24 protein-coding genes are annotated in these 24,488 nt (G+C 64.1%); 10 read left to right on the top strand and 14 right to left on the bottom strand.

From position 1 onward, the window contains the following. Positions 1-12: 12 nt before the first annotated feature. From K3152_RS11960 to hisS, 4 genes are all read right to left on the bottom strand, one after another. Positions 13-672: a DUF4167 domain-containing protein gene (locus K3152_RS11960; RefSeq protein ID WP_221574317.1), complete on the bottom strand. Its 660-nt coding sequence runs from the start codon at positions 670-672 to the stop codon at positions 13-15. Positions 673-911: 239 nt separating this feature from the next. Beyond that, the gene (gene prmC, locus K3152_RS11955) at positions 912-1,730 is read right to left on the bottom strand and encodes a peptide chain release factor N(5)-glutamine methyltransferase (protein WP_221574316.1); all 819 of its coding nucleotides are present in this window, start codon (positions 1,728-1,730) and stop codon (positions 912-914) included. Next, positions 1,727-2,794, bottom strand: a complete 1,068-nt coding sequence (gene prfA, locus K3152_RS11950; protein WP_221574315.1) for a peptide chain release factor 1 — start codon at positions 2,792-2,794, stop codon at positions 1,727-1,729. Before prfA ends, prmC begins: the two co-directional genes overlap by 4 nt. A 4-nt stretch (positions 2,795-2,798) precedes the next feature. After that, on the bottom strand, positions 2,799-4,034 hold the full coding sequence (hisS, locus tag K3152_RS11945) for a histidine--tRNA ligase (protein WP_221574314.1): 1,236 nt from the start codon (positions 4,032-4,034) through the stop codon (positions 2,799-2,801). Between the two features lie 221 nt (positions 4,035-4,255). Here hisS and ppa point away from each other — a divergent pair, with 221 nt between their 5' ends. Further along, positions 4,256-4,795: an inorganic diphosphatase gene (gene ppa, locus K3152_RS11940; protein ID WP_221574313.1), complete on the top strand. Its 540-nt coding sequence runs from the start codon at positions 4,256-4,258 to the stop codon at positions 4,793-4,795. 45 nt (positions 4,796-4,840) lie between these two features. Here the strand turns inward: ppa and K3152_RS11935 are convergent, their stop codons facing one another. From K3152_RS11935 to K3152_RS11925, 3 genes are all read right to left on the bottom strand, one after another. Further along, positions 4,841-6,229 carry a mechanosensitive ion channel family protein gene (locus tag K3152_RS11935; RefSeq protein WP_221574312.1) on the bottom strand — a complete coding sequence of 463 codons (1,389 nt, stop codon included), beginning with the start codon at positions 6,227-6,229 and terminating at the stop codon, positions 4,841-4,843. Beyond that, positions 6,226-7,572, bottom strand: a complete 1,347-nt coding sequence (locus K3152_RS11930) for a TldD/PmbA family protein (protein WP_221574311.1) — start codon at positions 7,570-7,572, stop codon at positions 6,226-6,228. Before K3152_RS11930 ends, K3152_RS11935 begins: the two co-directional genes overlap by 4 nt. 67 nt (positions 7,573-7,639) lie before the next feature. Beyond that, entirely contained in the window at positions 7,640-8,023 is a 384-nt protein-coding gene (locus tag K3152_RS11925) for a hypothetical protein (protein ID WP_221574310.1), read from the bottom strand. A gap of 176 nt (positions 8,024-8,199) precedes the next feature. On the opposite strand from K3152_RS11925, the gene lptB reads away from it, so the two are divergent. The 7 genes from lptB (at position 8,200) to K3152_RS11890 (ending at position 15,013) form a co-directional block, all read left to right on the top strand. Then, the gene (lptB, locus tag K3152_RS11920) at positions 8,200-8,985 is read left to right on the top strand and encodes an LPS export ABC transporter ATP-binding protein (RefSeq protein ID WP_040966310.1); all 786 of its coding nucleotides are present in this window, start codon (positions 8,200-8,202) and stop codon (positions 8,983-8,985) included. Between the two features lie 159 nt (positions 8,986-9,144). Beyond that, positions 9,145-10,599, top strand: coding sequence for an RNA polymerase factor sigma-54 (rpoN, locus tag K3152_RS11915; RefSeq protein WP_221574309.1), 1,455 nt, complete (start codon positions 9,145-9,147; stop codon positions 10,597-10,599). Between the two features lie 143 nt (positions 10,600-10,742). Next, the gene (gene ctrA / locus K3152_RS11910) at positions 10,743-11,438 is read left to right on the top strand and encodes a response regulator transcription factor CtrA (RefSeq protein WP_006833027.1); all 696 of its coding nucleotides are present in this window, start codon (positions 10,743-10,745) and stop codon (positions 11,436-11,438) included. A 293-nt stretch (positions 11,439-11,731) separates the two neighbouring features. Further along, the gene (locus K3152_RS11905; RefSeq protein WP_221574308.1) at positions 11,732-12,142 is read left to right on the top strand and encodes a response regulator; all 411 of its coding nucleotides are present in this window, start codon (positions 11,732-11,734) and stop codon (positions 12,140-12,142) included. Between the two features lie 65 nt (positions 12,143-12,207). After that, complete coding sequence (trmB, locus tag K3152_RS11900; RefSeq protein ID WP_221574307.1) at positions 12,208-12,909, top strand: tRNA (guanine(46)-N(7))-methyltransferase TrmB; 702 nt, start codon at positions 12,208-12,210, stop codon at positions 12,907-12,909. Between the two features lie 62 nt (positions 12,910-12,971). Further along, the gene (locus K3152_RS11895; protein WP_221574306.1) at positions 12,972-14,339 is read left to right on the top strand and encodes an NAD-dependent succinate-semialdehyde dehydrogenase; all 1,368 of its coding nucleotides are present in this window, start codon (positions 12,972-12,974) and stop codon (positions 14,337-14,339) included. 26 nt (positions 14,340-14,365) lie between these two features. After that, entirely contained in the window at positions 14,366-15,013 is a 648-nt protein-coding gene (locus K3152_RS11890; RefSeq protein ID WP_221574305.1) for an SDR family NAD(P)-dependent oxidoreductase, read from the top strand. A 12-nt stretch (positions 15,014-15,025) separates the two neighbouring features. Here K3152_RS11890 and K3152_RS11885 read toward each other — a convergent pair whose 3' ends face one another. The 3 genes from K3152_RS11885 to K3152_RS11875 all read right to left on the bottom strand — a co-directional run bounded on the left by K3152_RS11885 (position 15,026) and on the right by K3152_RS11875 (position 19,158). Next, positions 15,026-15,631: an outer membrane protein gene (locus tag K3152_RS11885; RefSeq protein WP_221574304.1), complete on the bottom strand. Its 606-nt coding sequence runs from the start codon at positions 15,629-15,631 to the stop codon at positions 15,026-15,028. Between the two features lie 115 nt (positions 15,632-15,746). After that, positions 15,747-16,886: an aminotransferase class V-fold PLP-dependent enzyme gene (locus K3152_RS11880; RefSeq protein WP_221574303.1), complete on the bottom strand. Its 1,140-nt coding sequence runs from the start codon at positions 16,884-16,886 to the stop codon at positions 15,747-15,749. A 7-nt stretch (positions 16,887-16,893) separates the two neighbouring features. Continuing rightward, positions 16,894-19,158, bottom strand: coding sequence for an NADP-dependent malic enzyme (locus K3152_RS11875; RefSeq protein WP_221574302.1), 2,265 nt, complete (start codon positions 19,156-19,158; stop codon positions 16,894-16,896). 129 nt (positions 19,159-19,287) lie between these two features. Here K3152_RS11875 and mutS point away from each other — a divergent pair, with 129 nt between their 5' ends. Both mutS and K3152_RS11865 read left to right on the top strand, forming a co-directional pair. Next, positions 19,288-21,906 (top strand): DNA mismatch repair protein MutS, encoded by a 2,619-nt coding sequence (gene mutS / locus K3152_RS11870; protein WP_221574301.1) that lies wholly within the window; start codon positions 19,288-19,290, stop codon positions 21,904-21,906. 32 nt (positions 21,907-21,938) lie between these two features. Then, the gene (locus tag K3152_RS11865; RefSeq protein WP_221574300.1) at positions 21,939-22,313 is read left to right on the top strand and encodes a hypothetical protein; all 375 of its coding nucleotides are present in this window, start codon (positions 21,939-21,941) and stop codon (positions 22,311-22,313) included. 18 nt (positions 22,314-22,331) lie between these two features. On the opposite strand, the gene K3152_RS11860 is transcribed toward K3152_RS11865, so the two are convergent. Genes K3152_RS11860 through K3152_RS11845 form a run of 4 tightly spaced genes read right to left on the bottom strand, consistent with a single transcriptional unit; the run spans position 22,332 to position 24,483 of the window. Beyond that, entirely contained in the window at positions 22,332-22,679 is a 348-nt protein-coding gene (locus tag K3152_RS11860) for a hypothetical protein (protein WP_221574299.1), read from the bottom strand. Between the two features lie 50 nt (positions 22,680-22,729). Beyond that, complete coding sequence (locus K3152_RS11855; RefSeq protein ID WP_221574298.1) at positions 22,730-23,602, bottom strand: 3-hydroxyacyl-CoA dehydrogenase NAD-binding domain-containing protein; 873 nt, start codon at positions 23,600-23,602, stop codon at positions 22,730-22,732. A gap of 59 nt (positions 23,603-23,661) precedes the next feature. After that, positions 23,662-24,240, bottom strand: coding sequence for a cob(I)yrinic acid a,c-diamide adenosyltransferase (locus K3152_RS11850; RefSeq protein WP_221574297.1), 579 nt, complete (start codon positions 24,238-24,240; stop codon positions 23,662-23,664). A gap of 12 nt (positions 24,241-24,252) precedes the next feature. Continuing rightward, positions 24,253-24,483, bottom strand: coding sequence for an HIG1 domain-containing protein (locus tag K3152_RS11845; protein WP_221574296.1), 231 nt, complete (start codon positions 24,481-24,483; stop codon positions 24,253-24,255). Between the last annotated feature and the right edge of the window lie 5 nt (positions 24,484-24,488).

Here is a 24,488-nt window from a genome sequence, read left to right as displayed (position 1 = left end):
TGCAAGCGCGTGTCAGCCGACAGCGCTTGCATCCTCGGCATCCTCGGCCTTGCGGCGACGACGGCGCGGTGCGGGCTTTTCATCATCCGCGCCAATTGCCGGCGGCAGGACCGCCACGTCGATTTCGCCCTCATTGCCGGGCACGCCTTCTTCGCCCTTCTTCGCCTTGCGCGGCGCACGGCGCTTCTTAGGCGCTTCGTCCTCGTCATCCTTGCGGGTGAAGGGGTTGTCGTCCGGCTCGAAATCGCCAGATTCGCCGTCGTCGTTCGAAGAGCGACGCGGCTTGCGGGCACGCTTTTCCTGCTGGCCGTCGTTGTCGTCGCGGCGGCCGCGGGGCTTGCGGCCCTTGCGGTTGTCGTCGCCGTCATCGTCCGAATTGTCGTCGTCCGACTGGTTGCCGCGTTCTTCCTGGCGCTTGGCCTTGGCTTCTTCCTGGCGCGCCTTGTTGTCGGCGATGACGCGGAAATAGTGGTCGGCGAACTGGAGATAGTATTCGGCTTGCACTCGGTCGCCATTGTGCTGGGCGTCCTGTGCGAGCTTCTTGTACTTGTCGAGCAGCTGCGGCGCATTGCCGCGTGCCCGGCTGTCGATCCGGTTAGCCGAGTTGCCGCCACCCTGGTTCCGGTTGTTGTTCCGGCCGCGACGGCGGTTGTTGTTACGGTTATTGTTCAAGGAAATTCCTTACCTTTATGGCGCGGCGCGAACCCGCGGTCCGCCTGATGCCTGCGTAATCCATCGATCATGCTGCGCCCTCCCGCAGTATGAATGCCCCGGTCTGTGCATGGTATGCGGGGCCTATAGCCTCGCACCGTAACTGCCATGTCGGAGCTGCAGACCCTTGGGGCAGACACTGCCGCGCACCACTGGCCTGAGGCCAGAGTTAAAGCCTCCAGCCCGCTTTGCCAACCCCCTTATGTCAGAATTAGGGCACGTGGCCGCTTTGCGAGGTCTTTTCGCAAGCTTACGTCGAAGCCTTCGCTCTGCGCAATTTCACTCACAGGCACCGATTGCTCATGTCCGATTTCGAGAATCACCATGCCTCTATCCGTCAGCAACTTACGCAGCTGAGGAATAATGATGCGATAGTCGTCTAGCCCCTCCGGCCCTGAAAACAGCGCGGAGTGCGGCTCGTGATCCCGGACATCGACATCGAGCGCGGCGTCTTCCTCGACATAAGGTGGGTTGCAAAGAATGAGGTCGAACTGGCCCAAGCCATCCGCCCAGCCCTTCTCGCGCCAATCCAGAAGGTGGAAACGCACTCGGTCCTCCACGGCGAGGCGATCGGCATTGTCATGCGCAACCGCGAGGACCGCAGGCGAGCAATCCGTTCCAACCCCGGTGGCCCGCGTCTCGGCAATCACGCTGAGCAGCAGGGCCCCGGTCCCCGTACCCATGTCGAGCACGCGGGCCGCATCCGGCTTGAGTTCGAGCGCCGCCTCGACCAGCACTTCACTGTCGCCGCGCGGGATAAGGGTGTCCGGGGTAACCTTGAAGTCGCGTCCGAAGAATTCCTGTCGCCCAAGGATATGAGCGACAGGCTCGTGCCGGGCACGCCGCTCCACCAGCCCGTCGAAACTTTCGGGCGCAGGGTCCCGCATCGAGCGTAGCAGCATGGCGGACCGTTCCGTCCCCAGCGCATGCGCCATCAGGAGTTCGGCATCGAGCCGCGCCGTCCCGCTGGTGGCGGTAAGGCGCTCGGTCGCGGCGCGAATGGCCTCGGCGACGGTCACTCGCTCATCGCGGCGAGCCGCTTGGCCTCGTCCTCGGCAATCAGTGCGTCGACCAGTTCGGCGAGACCCGGTCCGGCGATGATTTGCGGCAGCTTCTGCAAGGTCAGCCCAATGCGGTGGTCGGTCACGCGGCCTTGCGGGTAATTATAGGTGCGAATGCGTTCGGAGCGGTCGCCCGTACCCACCATCGCCTTGCGCGCCTCGGCCTCCGCACCCTGCGTCGCCTCGCGCTGCGCGTCGTAAAGGCGCGTGCGCAGGACCTGCATCGCCTTTTCCTTGTTCTTGTGCTGGCTGCGCCCGTCCTGGCAGGTGACGACCGTATTGGTCGGCAGGTGCGTGATGCGGATCGCGCTATCGGTGGTGTTGACGTGCTGGCCGCCTGCCCCGCTTGCGCGATAAGTGTCTATCTTCAATTCGGTCGGGTCGAGCTGGATATCGACCTCGTCCGGCTCGGGCAGCACCGCTACCGTCGCCGCCGAGGTATGGATGCGCCCGCCGCTCTCGGTCTCCGGCACGCGCTGGACGCGGTGGACCCCGCTTTCGAACTTCAGCTTGGCGAAGACATTGGGGCCGGTCACGCTGGCGACGATTTCCTTGAAGCCGCCGACCTCGCTCGCATTCATGCTGACGGGCTCGACTTTCCAGCCCTGCTCGGCGGCATAGCGTTCGTACATGCGGAAGAGATCACCGGCGAACAGCGCCGCCTCGTCACCGCCCGTGCCGGCGCGGATTTCGAGCATGGCGGGCTTGTTGTCGGCACTGTCGCGCGGGAGCATGGCGACGGCGAGCTTGCGCTCGGCCTCGGGCAGCCGCTTCTGGAGCTCGGCAAGCTCCTCCTCTGCCATCGCTTTCATTTCGGGGTCGGCGAGCATTTCTTCGAGGCTCGCGATTTCCTCGCGCGCTGCCTTCACCTCGGCGGCGACTTTCGCCACCGGTTCGAGCTCGGCATAGTCGCGGCTCGCCTTGACGAACTCGTCACCTTCGAGCGTGCCCGAAGCCATCCGCGCCTCGAGTTCGGCGAAGCGATGGGCAATCTGGTCGAGGCGTTCGGCAGGGACCTGCATTGTCTCAGCCGAGCACTTCTTCGATGCGTGCCTGACCAGCCTCGTCGGCCTTGATGCGGCGGTTCTCTTCGCCATCGCGGATGTCGAAGGCGACGATGGCATTCGAGCCCGCCTTCACCGCCTTGTCGAACCGCTTGCGCGGGCTTCCCGACGCAAACAGCTCCGCCGACAAGCCCGCAGCGCGCAGCTTGCCGAGCGCCTGGATGGCCGAGGTCATTGCATCGTCATTCTCGACCACGACAATGGCATCGGCCTGCGGTTCGCCCTTCTCGCCGACCAGCATAGCCAGCCGCTCGATACCGGCGGCCCAGCCTACCGCAGGTGTAGCCGTGCCGCCGAGACTTTCCATGAGGCCATCGTAACGACCGCCGCCGAGGATAGTGCTCTGGCTGCCGAGCTTGCCTGCCGCCTCGCTGCCCTCGTCGGGAATGAATTCGAAGGCGGTGTGGCGGTAATAGTCGAGACCGCGCACAAGGCTTTCCGCGCGGGTCCATTTCACGCCCGCCGCGTCGAGGCCACTGGTGACCGCGTCGAAGAAGGCGCGCGCATCGTCGGAAAGGAACTGGTCGATTTTAGGTGCGTCGGCGACGAAACGCTGGTCGCGGCGGTCCTTGGAATCGAGGATGCGCAGCGGGTTCTTCTCCAGCCGCTCCTGCGAATCTTCCGAAAGCTCGTCCTTCACCGCGCGGAAATGCTCGACTAGCGCCGCGCGCCAGGCCTCGCGGCTGTCGCCATCGCCCAGCGTGTTGAGGTGCAGCGTCACGCCTTCGATGCCGAGCTCCTTCAAGAGCTGGTCGGCCATGGCGAGCAGTTCGACATCGGCCTGCGGCTCGGCGGCACCGATGATTTCGGCGTCGATCTGGTGGAACTGGCGATAGCGGCCCTTTTGCGGGCGCTCGTAGCGAAACAGGGGGCCATGCGTCGCGAGCTTTACAGGCGCATATTGCTGCCAGCCGTTCGAGAGATAGGCGCGTGCGATGCCGGCGGTAAATTCAGGCCGCAGGGTGAGCGATTCGCCGCCGCGGTCGTCGAAGCTGTACATTTCCTTCGACACGATATCGGTCGTCTCGCCGATCGAGCGGGCGAAAACCTCGGTCTTTTCGAATACCGGCATTTCGGCCCGGCGGAAGCGATAGAGCTTGCGCACGCGCTCGAAGGTTTCGACGACGAAGGCGAAAGCCTCGGCGTCGGGTCCGAAAATGTCCTGCGTTCCACGGATTGCTTGCGGTGTCTTGGCCATAGGCCGCGCGCTTAGTCGAGAGAACAGGTTGCCGCAATATCGCTGGGGCGCTATCGGGCCGCCAAGTCTTTCTGGGGAGAGGGGCTAACATCCTTTTCCGCCTCACGGCGGGACGGTTCCAGCCCACTCCCCCTCCCAGCCACCCGATACGCTATCAGGGCATGATCGGGTGGCTGGGAGGGGGAGTGGGCTGGAACCGCCAACCACTAACGAGAGCATCTATGCGCATCGACATGATCCCCGTGGGCGACAATCCGCCCGAAAGCCTCAACGTCATCATCGAAGTCCCCACCGGCGGCGAACCGGTGAAGTACGAATTCGACAAGGAATCGGGCGCGCTGTTCGTCGACCGCATCCTGCACACGCCGATGCGCTATCCGGCGAACTACGGCTTCGTGCCGCATACGCTGTCGGACGACGGCGACCCGCTCGATGCGCTGGTCATCTCGCGCTCGCCCTTCATCCCGGGCTGCGTGGTCCGCGCCCGTCCCATCGGCGTGCTCAACCTCGAAGACGAGCACGGCGGCGACGAGAAGCTCATCTGCGTGCCCGTCGACACCACCTTCCCCTATTATTCCGACGTCGGCCAGACGAAGGACCTGCCCTCGATCATCTTCCAGCAGATCGAGCACTTCTTCACCCACTACAAGGACCTCGAAGCCGAGAAGTGGGTGCGCATCGGCAATTGGGGCGACGCCGACGATGCCAAGCGCATCGTACGCGAATGCATCGAACGCTACGAAGCGAACAAGAAGAAGTAAGGACGAGGGGGCGCTGCGAGGCGCCCCTTCTTCTATCTCGCGAGATTATTCGACCGGGCGCGAGTGGTCGAGAAGGTCCTTTTCCTGCTCGCCGCCGGTCTGGCGCCGTTCCTTTTCGACCATGTCGGCAATCTCGTTGACCGGGCGCACGTCTTCGTCCGCTTCGGTGACGGTGATTTGCGGGGCTTTCTTCGGCGTCTCAGCAGCGCCCGCATCCCCCCGTTTGCCCTCGGCAATATTTTCGAACGGCAACGTCGCCGACCGCGGGTCGAAGCGCAGGCGGTAGATGGGTTCGGGCAGGCCGAAGCCGGCATGTTCCAGCGCTTCCTTGACCGCCGGGATGGCCTGGCTCTGCGCCTTCCACCAGTCGGTCTCGTTCTGGTTTATCCAGCCAAGGAAGCGGATCACGACGTTGGAATCGCCCACTTCCATGATGCGCGCCTCGGGCGGCGGGTCATTCAGGATGAAGTCGAGCGACGCCAGCGTATCGCGCCCGAGCTTGCGCGCGGCGCGGGCATCGTCGTCGGCATCGACACCCAATTCGAATTCGAAGCGGCGCTGGGGATTGCGGGTGAAATTGGTGATGATGGCCTTGAACACCTGACTGTTGGGAATGCGCAGGTGATTGCCGTCGAGCGTCATCATCACCGTGGCGCGGCTGGTCAGGCGAATGACGCGGCCTTCGAGGTTGTCGATCTGTACCCAGTCGTTGGCACGGAAGGGCTGGCGCAGGCTCAGCATCAGCGAGGCGACATAGTTCTCGATTGTCTCGCGCAAGGCAAAACCCAGCGCGAGGCCGATGACCCCCGCCCCACCCAGCACCGCGCCGAGCAAGGCGCTCGCCCCGATAATGTCGAGCGCGACCACCAGCCCGCCTACCACGAAGGCGAAACGGATGGCGCTGGCGATCAGTTCGGCGAGGAAGCTGTTGGGGGCAAGGCGGTGCCAGAGCGCGCCGAGACCTGCGATGAGATAGCCGACGAGCGAAATCCCTGCCCACACCAGGAACGCCAGCCCGATGAGCGGGAGCATCGCGACGAACCCGCTCCACTTGTCGGCAAGGCTGGCGATGCCGGTTCCTTCGGCGGAAATCGAGACGTCGCGTTCGAGGCCGTTCTCGACCGTGACCACGCCGCTCACGCGGCCCGCAATCGCTTCGGCGCGGGCGATGTCTTCCCTCTGCGGGACCACTCCCGAGAGCGTGACCACGCCCTGGCTGACAGCCACCTCGACCGCCTCGAATGCGGGCAATTCGGCGAAAATGCCTTCGATGCGTTCGCGCATGCGTTCGTCCGCGCCGGCGTCCTGCGTGTCCTCGATAGTCTGCGCAGGGGCGGCGGGTTCGGGCGGGGCCTCGGTCTCCGGCGCGCTCGGCAAGAGGGCGGCAGCGGGAACTGCGGCCATCAGGGCGAGTGCGGCGAAGAGCTGCTTCATTCGCCGGCCACCGTCATTCCGTCGATGCGAAGGGTCGGCACGTTGATGGAGCGTATCATCTCGAGGTCGTCGGCAGGGGTGAGTGCGCGGAACATCTCGAGCAGGTTACCGGCAATCGTTATCTCCGCAACCGGCTCGGCGATCTCGCCCTTGCGGATACGGAAACCCGTCGCCCCGCGGCTGTAATCGCCCGTGACCGTATTGACGCCCTGCCCGAACAGCGAGGTGACATAGAGGCCGTCCTCGATATCCCCCATCAGGGCTTCGGGGCTGACGCTTCCCGGCTCCATGTGCACATTGCTCGCCGAAACGCCCGGCGATCCGCCGCCGCTGCGCGACGCATGGCCGGTAAGGCCCAGGCCGAGCTGGTCGGCCGAAGCGACATTGGTCAGCCAGCCGAAAATGCGGCCATTCTCGACCAGCGTGCGGTTGGTGCAGGCAAGGCCTTCGCCGTCGAAGGGCCGCGAGCGCTGTCCGCGTTTGCGCAAGGGTTCTTCGACGACACGGATGGCCGGATCGAACAGTTCATCGTCTTCGTGGCCGAGCAGGAAGCTGGCCTTGCGCGCAATCGCTGGCCCCGACATCGCGCCGAGAAGATGGCCGACGAGCCCGCCCGCGATGCGCGGCTCGAACACGACCGGCAGCTTGCGGCTCGGCATCGAGACCGGGTTCAGCCGCGCAACTGCACGCCGACCGGCCTCGCTACCGACCATTTCGGGTGACGGAAGGTCGGCGCGGAAACGGGCGCTGCGCGAGGCATAATCGGTCTGCATGCCCCCTCCTTCACCGGCAATCACGCTCGCCGACAGCGAAAACCCGCTTCCAGCATAGCCGCGGCCGAAACCGGTGGAGGTGGCCAGTGCGACCACTGCCCGGCTGGCGCTGGCACTGCCACCATTGCTGTTGGTAACGCCAGCAACGCCCCGCGCTGCATCCTCGGTCGCCAGCGCCGCTTCGCGCAGGTACTCGGGAGAAGGCTGGTCCGGATCGTCGAGTTCGAGTTCGGGCAATTCACCGGTGAACAGGGCCTCTTCGGGAGCCAGCCCGGCGTGGCGATCTTCCGGCGCATGACCCGCCATCTGCACCGCACGTTCGGCCAGCGCCTTGAGGCCGTCTTCGGCGAAATCGCTGGTGTTGATGGAGGCGGAGCGCTTGCCCACGAAGACGCGCAGGCCGATTTCCTCGCTTTCGGAGCGCTCGACCTCTTCGAGCTGGCCGAGCCGCATGCTGACCGATTCCGAAGCATTGGCGCGCGCCACGGCATCGGCCGCATCGGCCCCCATCCTGCCAGCAAGCGCGACGAGGTCCTGGCAGCGCGCCAGAGCGGTTTCTTTGTCAATCATGCAGCAATACTACTCCGCAAACCCGGTGAAGGGTCCGGCTAGGGAGCCTAAGCTGCGGACGCAAGTCTCAGGAGAAGGCGAAGAAGAGCGCCTTGAACAGGCCGGTGAAAACCAGCGGCAGGCCGATGGCAGCTACCCACAAGACGGCCTGGTCACGCCGGAACTGCCATTTCAGGGTTTCGTCGCACGACTCTTCGGCCGACAAGTCCTTCCACCGTTGTTCGGCCCAGCGGCACGCCGGGATGATCGCTGCCACGAGGATAATGAGGGCGAAATAGGGAAGCGTCGAGGATACGCCCTGACGCAGCGCCTCCACCGTGACGAAAATCTGCAGGCCGGTATAGACCACCAGCGCGAGCGCCACATTGTCGCTCATCGCCTTGCACCAATTGCGCTTGTGCTCATGCTGCGCCGAAGCGAGCTTGTGCCCCTTGCCGATAGCCTCACCCATGGTGTGTCTCCCCAGACATCCTCAAGCCTTTATAGTTTCAAAATTATTGCCTCTTGGCAAGCCACGCACCGGGAATTACCCAAGTCCATGTTGTCTATGCAGGAATCTTGCCAATTCATCGAAATTGGGCGCGCATCGGGGGTTTTCCTCGCGCATTCGCATGCTATGGCCCCCGCATGGCCGAAGACGTACTGAGCCCCGATAACGAAGCGGTGCACGACGCTGCACCGCCCATCCCGCAGGGCGGGCTGGAAGTCATTTCCATCGCCAAGAGCTACGACAAGCGGCAGGTGCTGACCGACATCTCGCTGACCGTCGGCAAGGGCGAAGTGCTCGGCCTGCTCGGCCCCAATGGTGCGGGCAAGACGACTTGCTTCTATTCGATCATGGGCCTCGTACGCCCCGATGCCGGCCGCATCCTTATGGACGGCGAAGATGTCACCAAGCTACCGATGTACCGCCGCGCCATCCTCGGCCTTGGTTACCTGCCGCAGGAAACCAGCATCTTTCGCGGCATGACCGTCGAACAGAATATCAACTGCGTGCTCGAAATGGTCGAGCCCGACAAGGAAACGCGCGCTGCGGAACTTGATCGGCTGCTCGACGAGTTCGGCCTCACCCGCCTGCGCGAAAGCCCCGCGATGGCACTGTCGGGCGGTGAACGCCGCCGCGCGGAAATTGCCCGCGCGCTGGCCGCCAAGCCATCGATCATGCTGCTCGACGAACCCTTTGCCGGCATCGACCCGCTTTCCATCAGCGACATTCGCGACCTCGTTAAGGACCTGAAGACACGCGGCATCGGTGTGCTCATCACCGACCACAATGTGCGCGAGACGCTCGAGATCGTCGACCGCGCCTGCATCATCTATGGCGGACAGGTGCTCTTCGCCGGAACGCCCGAAGCTCTGGTGGCCGACGAGAACGTCAAGCGGCTCTACCTCGGCGAGAACTTCACATTATGATTATCCGGCGGGCGGAAACCTGATGTTCGTTGGCGGATTCCGGTCCGCCGGGGCCGCTCCGGCCCACACCCCCTCCCGGCCAACCCAGCAGCATAATCCCATGGGTTGGCCGGGAGGGGGTGTGGGCTGGCACCGACCGAACGTGAGCGAGCAAGAATAGTGGCGCTGACACCGCGCCTCGACCTACGGCAAACCCAATCGCTGGTGATGACGCCGCAGCTGCAGCAGGCGATCAAGCTGCTGGCGCTGTCCAATCTCGAAATCGAAAGCTTCGTTGCCGAGGCGCTGGAGAGCAATCCGTTGCTCGAAGTCGGCGAGCTAAGCCGCGAGAAGGGGGAAGACGCTCCCGATACGCCGCCCGCCGAACACGAGGCGACGCCGGACTTCGACGGCGATGGCGCACTCGATATTGCCGAGTATGCCAAGGACCCCGAAGCCGCGCCGGGCGACCGCGGCGACTGGTCCGAGGCAGGCGGAACGGGGCTGGGCGGTGAAGATCTTCCCGACCTCGAAAACCGCTCGAGCGAAGGTGTAACGCTTCCCGAACACCTCTCGGCGCAGATAGGCGCGCTGGCCCATGATCCCCGCGAAGCCGTGATTGCAGCACGCATTGTCCACGAGCTCGACGAGGCCGGATACCTTCATACCGACCTGCGCGAGCTCGCCGACGATTTGGGCGCCCCGCTGGCCGAGGTCGAGCGCGCGCTGGCCCTCGTCCAGTCCCTCGACCCCACAGGCGTGGGGGCACGCAGTCTCTCGGAATGCCTCGCGCTGCAGGCGAAGGAAGCCGACCGCTACGATCCCTGCATGGCGCGCCTCATCGACCACCTCGACCTGCTGGCTGGTGGTGAAATCGCGCGGCTCAGGCGCTTGTGCGATGTCGACGAGGAGGACTTCGCCGACATGCTGGCCGAACTACGCAGCTACGACCCCAAGCCCGGCTGCGCCTATGGCGGGTCGAGCGAAGCGGCGATCGTGCCGGACGTTCTCGTCACTCCAGGCAAGGGCGGCGGATGGGAAATTCGTATCAACGAGACGAGCCTGCCACGCCTCGTCGTGAACCGTGAGTATTATGTCGAACTGGAATCGGGCGCGCGCGACAAGGCCAGTCGCGCATGGCTGAACGAACAGCTGGGAGAGGCCGACTGGCTCATCCGCGCGCTCGACCAGCGGCAGAAGACCATCCTCAAGACCGCGAGCGAAATCGTGACGTTGCAGGAAGGCTTCTTCCGCGAAGGCGTCTCCGCGATGCGTCCACTCACCTTGCGCGAAGTGGCCGAGCGAATCGAAATGCACGAATCGACCGTCAGCCGCGTGACGAGTAACAAATACCTTTCCTGCCCGCGCGGAACCTTCGAAATGAAGTATTTCTTTTCCAGCGGCGTGGCGGCCGCCGACGGCGAAGGCGCCAGCAGCGAGGCTATAAAGGCTCGCATCCGGGCACTCTGCGATGCGGAAGACCCGAAGAAAGTCCTGTCCGACCAGAAGCTTGCGGACATGCTCAACGAAGAGGGCTTCGATCTCGCCCGCCGCACGGTAGCCAAGTATCGCGAGGCCATCGGTATCGGCTCCAGCGCCCAGCGCCGCCGCCAGAAGAAGCTCAGCAGTCTTTGATGCAAAGCTGCCACAGGAAAAAGTGTTAACGGTTTTTACCTCACGTTAACCTTTTCCGTTCAGACCCTAAATGGTTAACAAAGGGACATCGCCTTTTTCTCAGGGGGAGAGGGCATCGGAAACCAGGGCTAGGGGGACGACCCATGCGTGTACTGCTAATTGAAGACGAGCCGACAACCGCGAAAGCGATCGAGCTCATGCTGACCACCGAAGGCTTCAACGTCTACTCGACCGATTTGGGCGAGGAAGGCCTGGATCTGGGCAAGCTGTATGATTACGATATCATCCTGCTCGACCTGAACCTGCCCGACATGCACGGCTATGACGTGCTCAAGAAGCTGCGTGTCGCCAAGGTGCAGACGCCGGTTCTCATCCTCTCGGGCGTTGCCGAGATGGACAGCAAGATCCGCAGCTTCGGCTTCGGCGCCGACGATTACGTCACCAAGCCGTTCCACCGTGAAGAACTCATCGCCCGCATCCACGCCGTGGTGCGCCGTTCGAAGGGCCACAGCCAGTCGATCATCCGCACCGGCAAGCTGGCCGTGAACCTCGATGCCAAGACCGTCGAAGTCGACGGCGCCCGCGTCCACCTCACCGGCAAGGAATATGCGATGCTGGAGCTGCTCTCGCTTCGCAAGGGCACCACGCTGACGAAGGAAATGTTCCTCAACCACCTTTATGGCGGCATGGACGAGCCCGAACTCAAGATCATCGACGTCTTCATCTGCAAGCTGCGCAAGAAATTGAGCCATGCATGCGGCGGCGAGAATTACATTGAAACCGTCTGGGGCCGCGGCTACGTGCTGCGCGACCCGAACGAAGAGGCCGAAGCGGCTTAATTTGTTTGCCTCAAGCGCCGGCGGGGCTATCCGGCCCCTAAGGCTTCCGCGCTAACCGCGCGACGGCCGGTCGGCTTTGCGGACCGCAAGCGGCCCGAAAAACAAATCCTCCTTGGATGGGACAGCGAGACGCCCGGATGCTTCGGCTTCCGGGCGTTTTGCGTATCCCTAAGCGCGCAGGATCAAGGGGCTTTTGGTTCCCGCCTAGGTATTCGTCCGGAGGGCAAAATCGCGCCATTTCGGGCTAGGGAATCGCAAGCGGGACTGGACCGCACGGGAACCCGGGGGCACTGATGACGAACAACGAATTTCCGACTGTCTGCATCGTCGAAGATGACCCGGTCCTGTGCTTCCTCATGCGCGAAATCTGCAAGGCCGCAGGTTTCAAGGTCCTGGCGACCGCAAGCGATATCGCAGGCGCGTCCTGCATGCTCGACAACCGCCTGCCCGACATCCTTCTGCTCGATTACTCGCTCGACGGCGGGGACGACGGCATGGAACTCCTCTCCCGCATAAAGCGCGACTATCCCGGATTGGCCACTGTCCTCGTCACCGGGTGGGACCTTCAAAAACTCGCGGCACGGCTCGATTACGTCGCGCCCGATTACCATATGCAAAAGCCGGTACTGCCGCGGGAATTGTCCCGCTTGCTGATACAAATTGACGAAGCAAAGCTGCAGCCGGAGCTAGCCGAAGCGGCCTGAAGCGGGCCACGAAGCCTTTTTGGATACTGGACACGCGACCCGCTTTTCGCCTAGCGGCCCTGCCCATGTCAGCATTCAAGGAAGGCGACCCGACCACGTTGAGCCGGCTCTATGGCCGTAGCCAGGGCAAGCCCCTGCGCGCCGCCCAGCAGGAGCTGGTCGACAAGCTGTTGCCGCAGATTGCCGTCCCCGCAGAGGGGCCGGTCACGGCAGAGACGCTGTTCGGCTTCGACCGACCGCTTCATTTCGAAATCGGTTTCGGCGGCGGCGAGCACATGGCCTATCGCGCCGACATGCTGCCCGACCACGGCTTCATCGGCGCCGAGCCGTTCCTCAACGGTGTCGCACAGGCGCTCACCCATGTGCGCGACGGGGGGCTTGCCAATATCCGCATCCACCATGGTGATGCGCTCGATGCCCTTACCCGCGTGCCCGATGGCGCGCTGACCATGCTCTACCTGCTCCATCCTGACCCCTGGCCCAAGAACAAGCACGCCAAGCGCCGGATGATGAACGACGGGCCGGTGCGCATGTTCGCCGATAAGCTCAAGCCCGGCGGCGAGTTCCGCTTCGGCACCGACCACCCGGTCTACCTGCGCCACGCGCTGATGGTCATGCGCCGCTTCACCGATGTGTTCGAATGGGTGGTCGAGGACCGACACAGCTGGGAAAACCGTCCCTCGGGCTGGTGCGAGACCCGCTACGAGCACAAGGCGCGCAACACCTATGGCCACGAGGTCTGGTATTTCCGTTTTCGCCGAAAGTAGCCTTGCGGAACGCATCGACTAGCTTCGCGCTTGAAGGGTAGACCTTCATCCGGAGCCAGCGTTTGATTACCACCACCAACCCCGCGACCGGCGAGACCATCGCCACCTACGAAACACTCGACGAAAACGGCATCGACCGGAAACTGGAAGCAGCCACCCGCACCTATCGCGAATGGCGCACCTCCCCGCTCCATCAGCGCGCTAAACTGCTCAGCGCGCTCGGCGGCCTTTACGAGGCTAAAAAGGAAGACCTCGCCCGCCTCGCAGTGACCGAGATGGGCAAGCCCATCACGCAGGCGCGCGCCGAGGTCGAGAAGTGTGCGAGCCTGCTACATTATTACGCCGAGCATGGCCCGCCGATGCTGGAGTCGAAATTCTGGGATCTCTCGGACGGCGGACGGGCCGAAGGGCGCTGGCTATCGCAGGGTCCGGTCCTCGCGGTGATGCCGTGGAACTTCCCCTATTGGCAGGTCATCCGCTTCCTCGCGCCGACCATCCTTGCGGGCAATGTCGGTGTGCTCAAACACGCGAGCATCGTGCAGGGCGTCGCCGCGCGGATGGAGGAACTGGTGCTCGAGGCCGGCGGTCCCAAAGGCCTGTTCCAGAACCTATGCGTTTCCTCCGACCCCATCGGCAAGGTCATCGACGACCCCCGCATCGTCGCCGCCACCCTGACCGGCAGCGAGGGCGCCGGCAGCGCCGTGGCCGAGCGCGCGGGCAAGAATTTGAAGAAGGTCGTGCTCGAGCTGGGCGGGAGCGACCCGTTCATCGTGATGCCCTCGGCCGATATTGAAGAGGCGGTGAAGGACGCTGTCACCGCGCGCATCCAGAACAACGGCCAGTCCTGCATCTGCGGCAAACGGACCATCGTCCATGCCGACATCTACGACGATTTCGCGGAGCGTTTCACCGCCGCGCTCAAGGACGTGAAGCTGGGCGACCCGATGGATGACGATACCGAACTCGGCCCGCTTTCCAGCGAGGGCCAGCGCGACACCGTACTCGAACAGGTTGAGAAGGCGAAAGAGGAAGGCTGCACCCTGCTCTTCGGTGCGGAGAAACTCGACCAACCCGGCGCCTGGATGACGGCGGGCCTTCTGACCGACGTCCCCCTCGCCAGCGAAACCGGAACGGATGAAATCTTCGGCCCAGTAGGCCAGCTCTACAAGGCGAAGGATATCGAGCACGCGACCACCATCGCCAATGCCATTCCTTATGGCCTCGGCTCGGCGGTGTGGACCAATGACGAGGACGAGAAAGAGCATTTCGCCAATTCCATCGAGGCAGGCATGACCACCTTCAACGCGGTCAACGGCTCGAAAATCGAAGCGCCGTTCGGCGGCATCAAGCGCTCGGGTCACGGGCGCGAACTGGCCGAGTTCGGCCTCCACGAATTCATGAACCTCAAGACGCTGGTCCACCCGGCTTAGGGTCAGGACCCTTAGGAGAACCCCACATGTCCAAGCACATTCTCATCGTCGGCGCATCGCGCGGTATTGGTCTCGGCCTGGCCGAGGAATTTAAATCGCGCGGCTGGCAGGTCACCGGGACCGAGCGCTCGCAAAGCGACGAACTTCACGCACTCGAGGGGGTGGATGTGGCGACACTCGACGTCACCGACCCGTCCACTTTCGATATCGAGGGCGAGTTCGATGCGGTCATCGTCAATGCCGGGATTACCGGCGCGAAGCATCAGTCGAGCGAAAAGGCAACTTCGGACGAGGTCGCCAAGGTCATGATGACCAACGCTTTCGGCCCCGCCCATCTTGGCAAGAAACTACTGCCTCAAATCAAGGAAGGCGGCTCGCTGTCCTTCATGAGCTCGCTGATGGGCTCTATCGAAGACAGCTCGGGCGGTTATGAACTCTACCGCACCAGCAAGACCGCGCAGAACATGCTCGCCAAGGGCATCGCCGAACAGGATGCGAAGGAGCGCGGCGTGGCTGTCCTCTCGCTCCATCCCGGCTGGGTGCAGACCGACATGGGCGGCCCCAATGCCAAGATTACGGTCGAGGAAAGTGCAAAGGGCCTCGCCGATGTGGTCGAGAATGCGAGCGCTGGCTACGCATATGTCGACTACACCGGCAAGGCCCTGCCGTTCTAGCGTTGTGCGCGCTTAGAAGCGCAGGCCGACCCCGGCCACGACCTGGTCGGTCGTCACTTCGCCGAATTCGCCCGAGGCGGAATCGTCATAGTTCGAGCGGCGGTATTCGAGGCGCGCTTCGAGCGGTCCGGGAAGCTGGAACTGGAGACCGCCGCCGAAGCGGAAGCCGCTGCTGTTTTCGTCCAGTTCGTCGAGCGAACCGGCCGATGTGAAGGCGCTGGTGTCGAGCGAGGTGTAGCCCGCCTTGCCGTAAGCGGCGATGCCCGAGGTCAGCGCGAGACCGGCGCGCGCGCCGATGTAATACTGGCCGCCGGCCTTGAGGCCGTCATAGGCAGCGCCGGCGCTGTCCGGGAATTCAGCCGAGTTGTCGCTGGTCGAAAGCTCGCCCTCGACGCCGACGAAGGCGCCGCCGAGCGACAGGTCGTAACCGACTGCCACGCCGTAGACCGCAGCGTCGCTGTCGAGCGTGACGGTGGAACCGGCGGTCTCGACACTGGCGCCTTCATAGCCAGCGAGCGCGCCGATATAGAGGCCGCCCGGGGCTTCCTTTTCCTGCGCCATGGCGGGGGTTGCTGCGAGGCCGGCGCCAAGCGCGGCCAGTACGATGATTTTCTTCATGGATTGTCCTTTGCTGTGTGCGATCCCTTGCACGCGGGAAGGCCTAGACACAGCGCGGGCTTGCCAAGGAATTAACCGGCGGCGGCGCGGTCGATGAAGCGTTGCGGAGGCCCGCTCAGGCGAGGCAGTCGCGCAGTGTCTGGACGAGCGCATCGCTGTCGGACGGAGTGTTGTAGAGGTGCGGCGTGACCCTCAGGGAAGTCCCGCGCAGCGAGACATGCACCTGCCGTTCGGCAAGCTTTTCGGTGAGGCCGTCCGGCACGCCTTCGGGGAAACCAAGCGCAAGGAAATGCGGCGCGCGCGTACCGATTTCGGCAGAGGTGAGGCCCAGCGCCTGCGCTTCTCTCGCCAGCGCCTCGGTACGTCGGCCAAGCTCTCCGGAAACCGTTTCGATCCCGAATTCGAGCAGGAAGTCGATGCCGGCGCCTGCCCCTTTCAGCAGCGGCGCGTTGGATTTCTCACCCATGTCGAAGCGCCGCGCACCGGGCTGGAAATCGCTACGATAATCGACCAGTCGCGCAAAATCTTCCGAGCCTGCGCGGTTGATCCAATTGTGTTCGATCGGCTCGCCCTCGTGGTATTTCGGGTCCACGTAGAGCATGCCGATACCATAGGGCCCCATGAGCCATTTGTAGCACGCCGCGACCGCGAAATCGGGTTTCACGGCGTCGAAATCGAGCGGCATTGCGCCCAGCGACTGCGTGAGGTCGAGCACGAGCGCAGCGCCATGCTGGCGCGCCTTTTCGCCGACCGCGACGAGGTCGACCAGCCGCCCGTCGGCCCAGTGGTTATGCGGCACGGCGACGACGGCGGTTTCCGGCCCGATGGCACTCAGCACCGCCTCACTCCAGCAGCTTTGCGAGGGGCGCTCGACGGCAATAACCTTGCCACCGCACCGCGCCGCCTTCTCCTGCCAGACGTAGACATTGGAGGGGAACTGGTCGCCCAGCGTCACCACCGTCTGGCCCCCTTCCATCGGGATATTCTTCGCGGCAATCGCGAGGCCATAACTGACCGAGGGGACCACCGCGATGCAGTCAGCTGGCACTCCCGCCAGCTGTGCGGCTTTCCCGCGGAATTCCTCGGTCACGGCGAAGAAGTCCGCCGGGCGGAAGTCCCACGGCTGTTCCTTCAGCCGCGCGCCTGCGACCATTGCCGCGCTCACTTCGCGCGACAGCGGCGCCATATAGGCGCAGTTGAGGTAGTGAACCTCCGCCGGGATTGCGAAACGTGCGCGCTGGTCGGCGATGGTCATGCCTGCCTCAGCCGACCACCCCTGCACTTGCGAGCACCGCCAGCGTCAGCAGGTCGGGCGCAATCGCGGTCATCGGGGCAATCTGCACCGGCTTTTCACTGCCAATCATCATCGGGCCGACCATGGTCTCGCCGCCCAGTTCGCGCAGCAGTTTGGCCGAGAGGTTGGCCGATTGGAGGCCGGGCATGATGAGGACATTGGCGGGGCCGGACAGGCGGCTGAAGGGATAAAGCTCCATCACCTTGCGATTGAGCGCAGCGTCTGGCGCCATTTCGCCTTCGTATTCGAAATCGACCGTATCGTCGGCATCGAGCAGTGCCACGGCATCGCGCAGGTTTCCGAGCCACTGGCCCGACGGGTTGCCGAAGGTCGAATAGGACATGAAAGCAACGCGCGGTTCATGACCCATGCGGCGCGCGACGGCAGCGGTTTCCTTGGCAATATGCGCCAGCTCGGCCGCGCTCGGGCGCTCGTTGATGGTCGTATCGGCGAGGAAGGTCGTCTGGTTCTTGCCGATCATCATGTGGATGCCGAAAGGCGTTGCGCCGGGTTTCGGGTCCAGTACGCGGGCAATTTCGCGCGCCGTCTGCGCATAGGTCCGAGTGAGACCCGTTATCATGCCCTCGCCATGGCCAAGAGCGACCAAGAGCGCAGCGAAGACGTTGCGTTCCTGGTTGACCATGCGGCCCACGTCGCGCTCGGTATAACCGCGGCGCTGCAGGCGCTTGTAGAGATAGTCGTTCATGGCCGGCACCTTGTCCGACACGTTCGAATTCTCGATGATCCAGTCGTCCGGATCGTCCACGCCCAGCTCCTTGAGCTTGGCAAGCACCTTGTCGGTGCGACCGACGAGGATGGGCTCGCCATAGCCGTAGTCGCGATACTGGATGGCGGCGCGCAGGGCGACGTCTTCCTCGGCCTCGGCAAAGACCATGCGCTTGGGATTGGCCTTGGCCTGCTCGTAGATATTGGTGAGCGCGCCGGTCGTCGGGTTGAGGCGGGCCTTCAGCTGGTGGCGATAGGCCTCCATGTCCTCGATGCGCGCCTGCGCGACACCGCTGTCCATCGCCGCCTGCGCCACGGCGGAGGAGACCACCTCCATCAGGCGCGGGTCGAAGGGGGCGGGGATGATATATTCCTCGCCGAACTGGTGGGTCACACCGTAAGCTGCCGCCACTTCCTCGGGCACGCGTTCGCGGGCGAGTTCAGCGATGGCGCGGGCGGCGGCAATCTTCATTTCCTCGTTGATGGCAGTAGCCTGCACGTCGAGTGCGCCGCGGAAGATGAAGGGGAAGCCGAGCACGTTGTTGACCTGGTTCGGATAGTCCGAGCGGCCCGTGGCGATGATGGCGTCAGGCCGCACGGCCTTGGCATCCTCGGGCATGATTTCGGGCACCGGGTTGGCCATGGCGAAGATGATGGGCTTATCGGCCATCTTCGCGACCCACTCGGGCTTCAGCGCACCTGCCGCCGACAGGCCGAGGAAGACGTCGGCGCCCTCCAGAGCTTCTTCGAGGCTGCGATGCGGCGTCTCGACCGCATGCGCGCTCTTCCACTGGTCGACATTGTCGCGGCCCGGGTAAATCGGCCCTGCGCGGTCGCAGACGATGACGTTTTCGTGCCGCACGCCCATCGCCTTGATGAGCGCGGTACAGGCCAGCGCCGACGCGCCCGCCCCGTTGACCACCATCTTGACTTTGTCGAGGTCACGCCCCGTCAAGTGGCAGGCGTTGATGAGGCCGGCAGCCGAGATGATGGCGGTGCCGTGCTGGTCGTCATGCATCACCGGGATATTCATCTTCTCGCGCAGCGCCTGCTCGATGATGAAACATTCAGGGGCGGCAATATCCTCGAGGTTGATGCCGCCGAAGCTCGGCTCCATCAGCGCGACCGCATTGATGAAGGCTTCGGGATCTTCGGTATCGAGTTCAAGGTCGATGGAATCGACGTCGGCGAAGCGTTTGAACAGCACCGCCTTACCCTCCATCACCGGTTTGGAAGCCAGTGCACCAAGGTTGCCGAGGCCGAGAATGGCGGTTCCGTTGGAAATGACCGCGACGAGGTTGGAGCGGGCAGTATAACGCGCCGCATCCTGCGGGTTTTCGGCAATCGCCTCGACCGGGGCGGCGACGCCGGGGGAATAGGCAAGCGCGAGGTCGCGCTGGGTCGCCATGGGCTTGCTGGCGATGATCTCGATTTTACCCGGACGGATGGTCTCGTGGTAGAAGAGCGCCTCGCGCGTGTTGAAACCGGTCTGCTTTTCTTCGGCCATGTGGGTCCCTTGGATTGGTCCTCTGCTGTCTTGGTCAAAGCCCCTAAGAGCATTTTGCGCCAAGTCATAGGGGAAAGGCTGGCCCGCCCGACTCCCGAATCGCCCGCGCCCTCGCTAGGCGGGAGGGGCATGGCCGACAAACCCACCCCGATGATGCAGCAGTACCTTGCCCTCAAGGAAGAGGCAGGCGACGCGCTGCTGTTCTACCGGATGGGCGATTTCTTCGAGCTGTTCTTCGACGATGCGAAGGTGGCGGCGCAGGTGCTCGACATCGCGCTGACCACGCGCGGCGAGCATGGGGGCGAGCCGGTGCCGATGTGCGGCGTGCCGGTGCATTCGGCAGAAGGGTATCTCGCGCGGCTCATCAAGGGCGGCTGCCGCGTGGCGATTGCCGAGCAGACCGAAACGCCCGACGAGGCGAAAGAGCGCACCAGGCGCGAGGGCAAGCCGGTGTCGAAAGCGCTGGTCTCGCGCGACATCGTGCGTTTTGTCACTGCCGGCACACTGACCGAGGAAGCGCTGCTCGAGCCGCGCCGCGCGAACCTGCTGGTGGCCGTGGCCCCGGTGCGCGATGGGGTGGGCATTGCCTCATGCGATATCTCGACCGGGCGGATGGAGCTTGAGGACTGCGCCCCCGACAGGGTCGACGCCGCCCTCGCCCGGCTCGGGGCAAGCGAAGTGGTCGCTCCCGAGGATTGGGACGATGCCCCTTCCGATGTCATCGCCCGCCCGCGACAAGACTTCCGCAGTGACGATGGCGAAGCGCGGCTGAAAGCGCTGCACGGCCTCGCCACGCTCGACGGGCTGGGCGATTTTTCTCGGCCCATGCTGGCGGCGGCGGCGGGACTTGTCGCCTATCTCGACCACGCCGGGCGCGGGAAACTGCCTTTCCTCCTGCCGCCTGTCGCGCGCGGGAGCGGCGCGCATCTGGCGATGGACGCGGCGACGCGGACCAGCTTGGAAATCCTCTCCGCGCAGAATGGCGGGCGCGACGGGAGCCTGATTGCCTGCATCGACCGCTGCGCGACCGGGGCCGGAGCAAGGCAATTGTCCGAGGACCTGTCCGCGCCGCTGGCCGACCTCGCCGATATCGAAATGCGGCTTGCCAGCGTGCAGCATTTCCACGCCGACCCGCTGCTGCGTGCCGATTTGCGTGCCATGCTCCGTCAGGCTCCCGACATAGGCCGCGCGCTCGGGCGGCTCGTCGCCGGACGTGGAAGCCCGCGCGACCTCGGCCAGATACGCGACGGCCTGTCCGAAGCCCGCCGCGTGCGGGACATGCTGGGTGCGAGTGCCGACCTGCCGCCGCTGCTCGCCATGATGTGCGAGAAGCTGGGGGGCCACGCCGCGCTGGTCGACCACCTTGCCCGCGCGCTCGTGCCCTCGCCGCCGACCGAGCGCAGTCAGGGCGGCTTCATCGCGAGCGGCTACGACCACGCGCTCGACGCTTTGCGCGAGACCAGCGGCAATGCCCGCAAAGCGATTGCCGCGCTGGAGGCCAAGTACCGAGAGGAAACCGACACCGCCTCGCTGAAAATCAAGCATAACAAGGTGCTCGGCTATTTCATTGAGGTGCCTGCCAAGCACGGCGACAAGCTGATGGCGCAGGACAGCGGCTTCACCCACCGCCAGACCATGGCGGGCGCAGTACGCTTCAATTCGGTCGGGCTGCACGAGGAAGCCAGCCGCATTGCCGAGGCAGGCGCACATGCGCTGGCGGCAGAGGAATCGCATTTCGAGGAACTGATCGGCGAAGTGACTGCCGCGCGCGAGGCAATTGCCGCCACTGCCGCCGCGCTTGCCCGCATCGACGTGTCGGCAGCGCTGGCTGAACGCGCGGTCGAGGGCGACTGGGCGCGTCCCGAAATCCTGGACGAGCCTTGCCTCGAAGTGACCGGCGGCCGCCATCCGGTGGTGGAACAGGCGCTCGCAAAGACCGGCGAACGTTTCGTGGCCAACGATTGCTCGCTCGGTTCGGATGACCGGCTGTGGCTCATCGGCGGCCCGAACATGGGCGGTAAATCGACCTTCCTGCGCCAGAACGCACTCATCATGCTGCTGGCACAGGCAGGCAGCTTTGTCCCCGCAACAGCGGCCCGCATCGGCATCGCCGACCGCCTGTTCAGCCGCGTGGGCGCATCGGACAACCTTGCGCGCGGGCGCTCGACCTTCATGGTCGAGATGGTCGAAACCGCTGCCATCCTTTCGCAGGCCACCGACCGTAGCTTCGTCATCCTCGACGAGGTCGGACGCGGGACATCGACCTATGACGGCATGGCACTGGCATGGGCGGTGGTCGAGGCGGTGCACGAGCAGCTCGAATGCCGCTGCCTCTTCGCCACGCATTACCACGAGCTCTCGCGCCTTGCCGAAACCTGCGATGCGCTGAGCCTCCACCATGTCCGCGCGCGCGAATGGAAGGGCGACCTCGTCCTCCTGCACGAACTCGCCAGGGGCGCTGCAGACCGCAGCTACGGCCTGTCGGTGGCGAAGCTGGCCGGTGTCCCGTCGCCGGTCATCAAGCGGGCCAGGGCCGTGCTCGACAAGCTTGAAAAGGGCCGTGCAGAAACCGGCGGTCTTGCGGCCGGTCTTGGCGACTTGCCGCTCTTTGCGGTGACTGCGCAGGCCGAGGAAGAAAAGTGCGACACCCTACGCGATGCCCTCGAGGCGCTCGATGTGGATTCGCTGTCCCCACGCGAGGCGCTGGACGAACTCTACCGGCTTAAATCGGAAGCGGCGAAAAGCTGATTTTAACCATTGCGAGCGCATGAGTCGTAGCCATGTCGCTACGCTCGACCTTCATTGCGCTCGCCGTCATCATCGCCCTGTGCGGTGGTGGCCTGTACCTGCTCAACAATGCGTTCAGCCGCGAGGCGCAAATTCGCGACGCCGAGCTGGGCTTTGCCGAAACGCACAGGGATGAAATCGCCTCCGCGAACGCGCGGCTGAACGCCCGGCGGGGCAGCGGCGACACCGAATACCGCGAGGTAACGCAAACGGCTCCTGCCGACGAAGGCGAGGAGCCGCTTAGCCTTGATGCGTGGTATGCGGATGCCGGGTCATCGAGCGGTCCTACGGAACCGACACCCGAAGATTACAGCTACCTCGTCAACGATACAGAGCCCTATTCGGACGCCGAGCCCATCGACTGGTGAATTCCCGCGCGGTGCGCGTCAGTCGTTTTCGTTGGGCAAATCCGGGTCGACTTCGTTCTTCTTCCCGTATTTTCCTTCATTATCATCGTGGTTGGGCTCACCGCGGTACGCATTCATATCGATGCGACCGGAACTTTCCATGTCGCGCATATGGTCGACGGTGTCCTGCGTGGAATCGCCCATCAGGCCTGATGAATTGTCGCCTTTCACGCTCTCGGTAGGCGAAGTGGTCTGGCTTGCCACATTCTGCGCCTGCTCGGCCACTTCCTGAGCCTGGCTGCGGTGGTCGTCCTGTTCGTCATTGTGCGTTTCGGGCGCAAGGCCCGCCTGACGCATTTCCTGGCTTTCGGGCTTACGGTCGGTCATGCAAAATCTCCTTTGCCTGACCAACGGGCAGCCTCGACGACGTGTTCCCGTCAGCGCGTCGGTACAGGCTCCTCGCCCGAGTAATCATAGAAACCGCGGCCGGTCTTGCGGCCGAGCCAGCCGGCCTCGACATATTTCACCAGCAGCGGCGCAGGGCGATACTTGGTGTCGCGGGTGGTCTTGTAGAGCACCATGAGGATGTCGAGGCAGGTGTCGAGACCGACGAAATCGGCCAGCTGCAGCGGCCCCATCGGGTGGTTGAGGCCGAGACGGCAGCCCTTGTCGATATCCTCGATACCAGCGGTCGACTGGCCGAGCACGAAGACGGCTTCGTTTATCATCGGCAGGAGGATGCGGTTGACCACGAAACCGGGCTCGTCCTGGCTCAACACCACTTCCTTGCCGAGCGCCTCGGCGAAAGCCTTGGTGCGGTCGGTGGTGGTCGGCGCGGTGGCGAGCCCGGGGATAACTTCGATGAGGCCCATCACCGGCACCGGGTTGAAGAAATGCAGGCCAATGAACCGCGCCGGGTCGGGCGAGTAATTCGCCATGCGGGTAATCGGGATGGAGCTGGTGTTCGAGGCCATGATGGCATCGGGGCCGAGCTTTTCGCCCGCCTTCTCGAAGATGGCCTTCTTGATTTCTTCCTTCTCGGTCGCTGCCTCAATGATGAAATCAGCCTCGGTCATCCGGTCGTAATCGCCGACGGGTGTGATGCGCTTCATCGCAGCCTCGGCCTCGGCGATTTCGATCTTGCCGCGGCCCACCAGCTTGCCGAGCGCCTTGTCGATACCTGCGACCGATTTCTCGGCGACGTCGAGGCTGACATCGGCCAGCAGCACATCAAGCCCGTGCTGGGCAACCGTCTGCGCGATGCCGGAACCCATCTGGCCCGCACCGATGATGGCGATAGTCTTGCTCACTCAATTTCCCTTCGCACCTGCAGCAAAGCGGGCGGTCTAGCGAGGGGGCAGCGGCTTGGCTAGCGGTTAGCGCCGGGAATCCACTTCACGTCGCCTTTCCCCCCGTCATTCGCCACGCGGGCGAGCACGAAGAGGTAGTCGGACAGGCGGTTGATATAGGCGAGCGCCTGCGGATTGGTCGGCTCGGCCGCGGCCATGGCAGTCATGCTGCGCTCGGCACGGCGGCAGGCGGCCCGCGCGACATGGAGGCGGGCAGCGGCCTCGGTGCCGCCGGGCAGGACGAAGCTGGTGAGCGGCTCCAGCCCTTCGTTGGCCGCATCGATGGCATCTTCCAGCCACTCCACCTGCGCGGACACGATGCGCAGGACCATTTCCGACGGCGCGAAATCCTCGCCCTCGCCAGCCGGCGTGGCAAGGTCCGCGCCGAGGTCGAACAAATCGTTCTGGATGCGGAACAGCGCCTTGGCGTGGTCCGACCCTTCGAGCGCCACGGCAGCGAGCCCCAGCGCCGAATTCGCCTCGTCCACCGCACCGATGGCTTCCATGCGGCCTGCGTGCTTGGGCAGGCGCGAGCCGTCGACGAGGCCGGTGGTCCCGTCGTCGCCCGTGCGGGTGTAAATCTTGTTGAGCTTTACCACCTGGAACGCGCGTCAGGTCGCGACGCCGAGCAGGATCGCGATGATGACGATGGCAACCGCCTGCCACTTCACGCGCGCCATCATGGCCCTGTTCTGCTTCAGCTGCATTTCGGTCGCATCGACTTGTTCGCCGGTTTGCAGATCCACCTTGGTGCTTTGCAGGAAAGCAACGACACCGCGAATGAGCGAGAAGAGGACCATGGCCATGGCCGCGACGAGCAGGATGACGAGGAAAGTGTTCATGGCCT

It is taken from the genome of Qipengyuania polymorpha (assembly GCF_019711435.1).
GTDB classification, from domain to species: domain Bacteria; phylum Pseudomonadota; class Alphaproteobacteria; order Sphingomonadales; family Sphingomonadaceae; genus Qipengyuania; species Qipengyuania polymorpha.
Note: the sequence above shows the minus strand (reverse complement) of the source record. Positions and strands in the feature narration are given on the sequence as shown.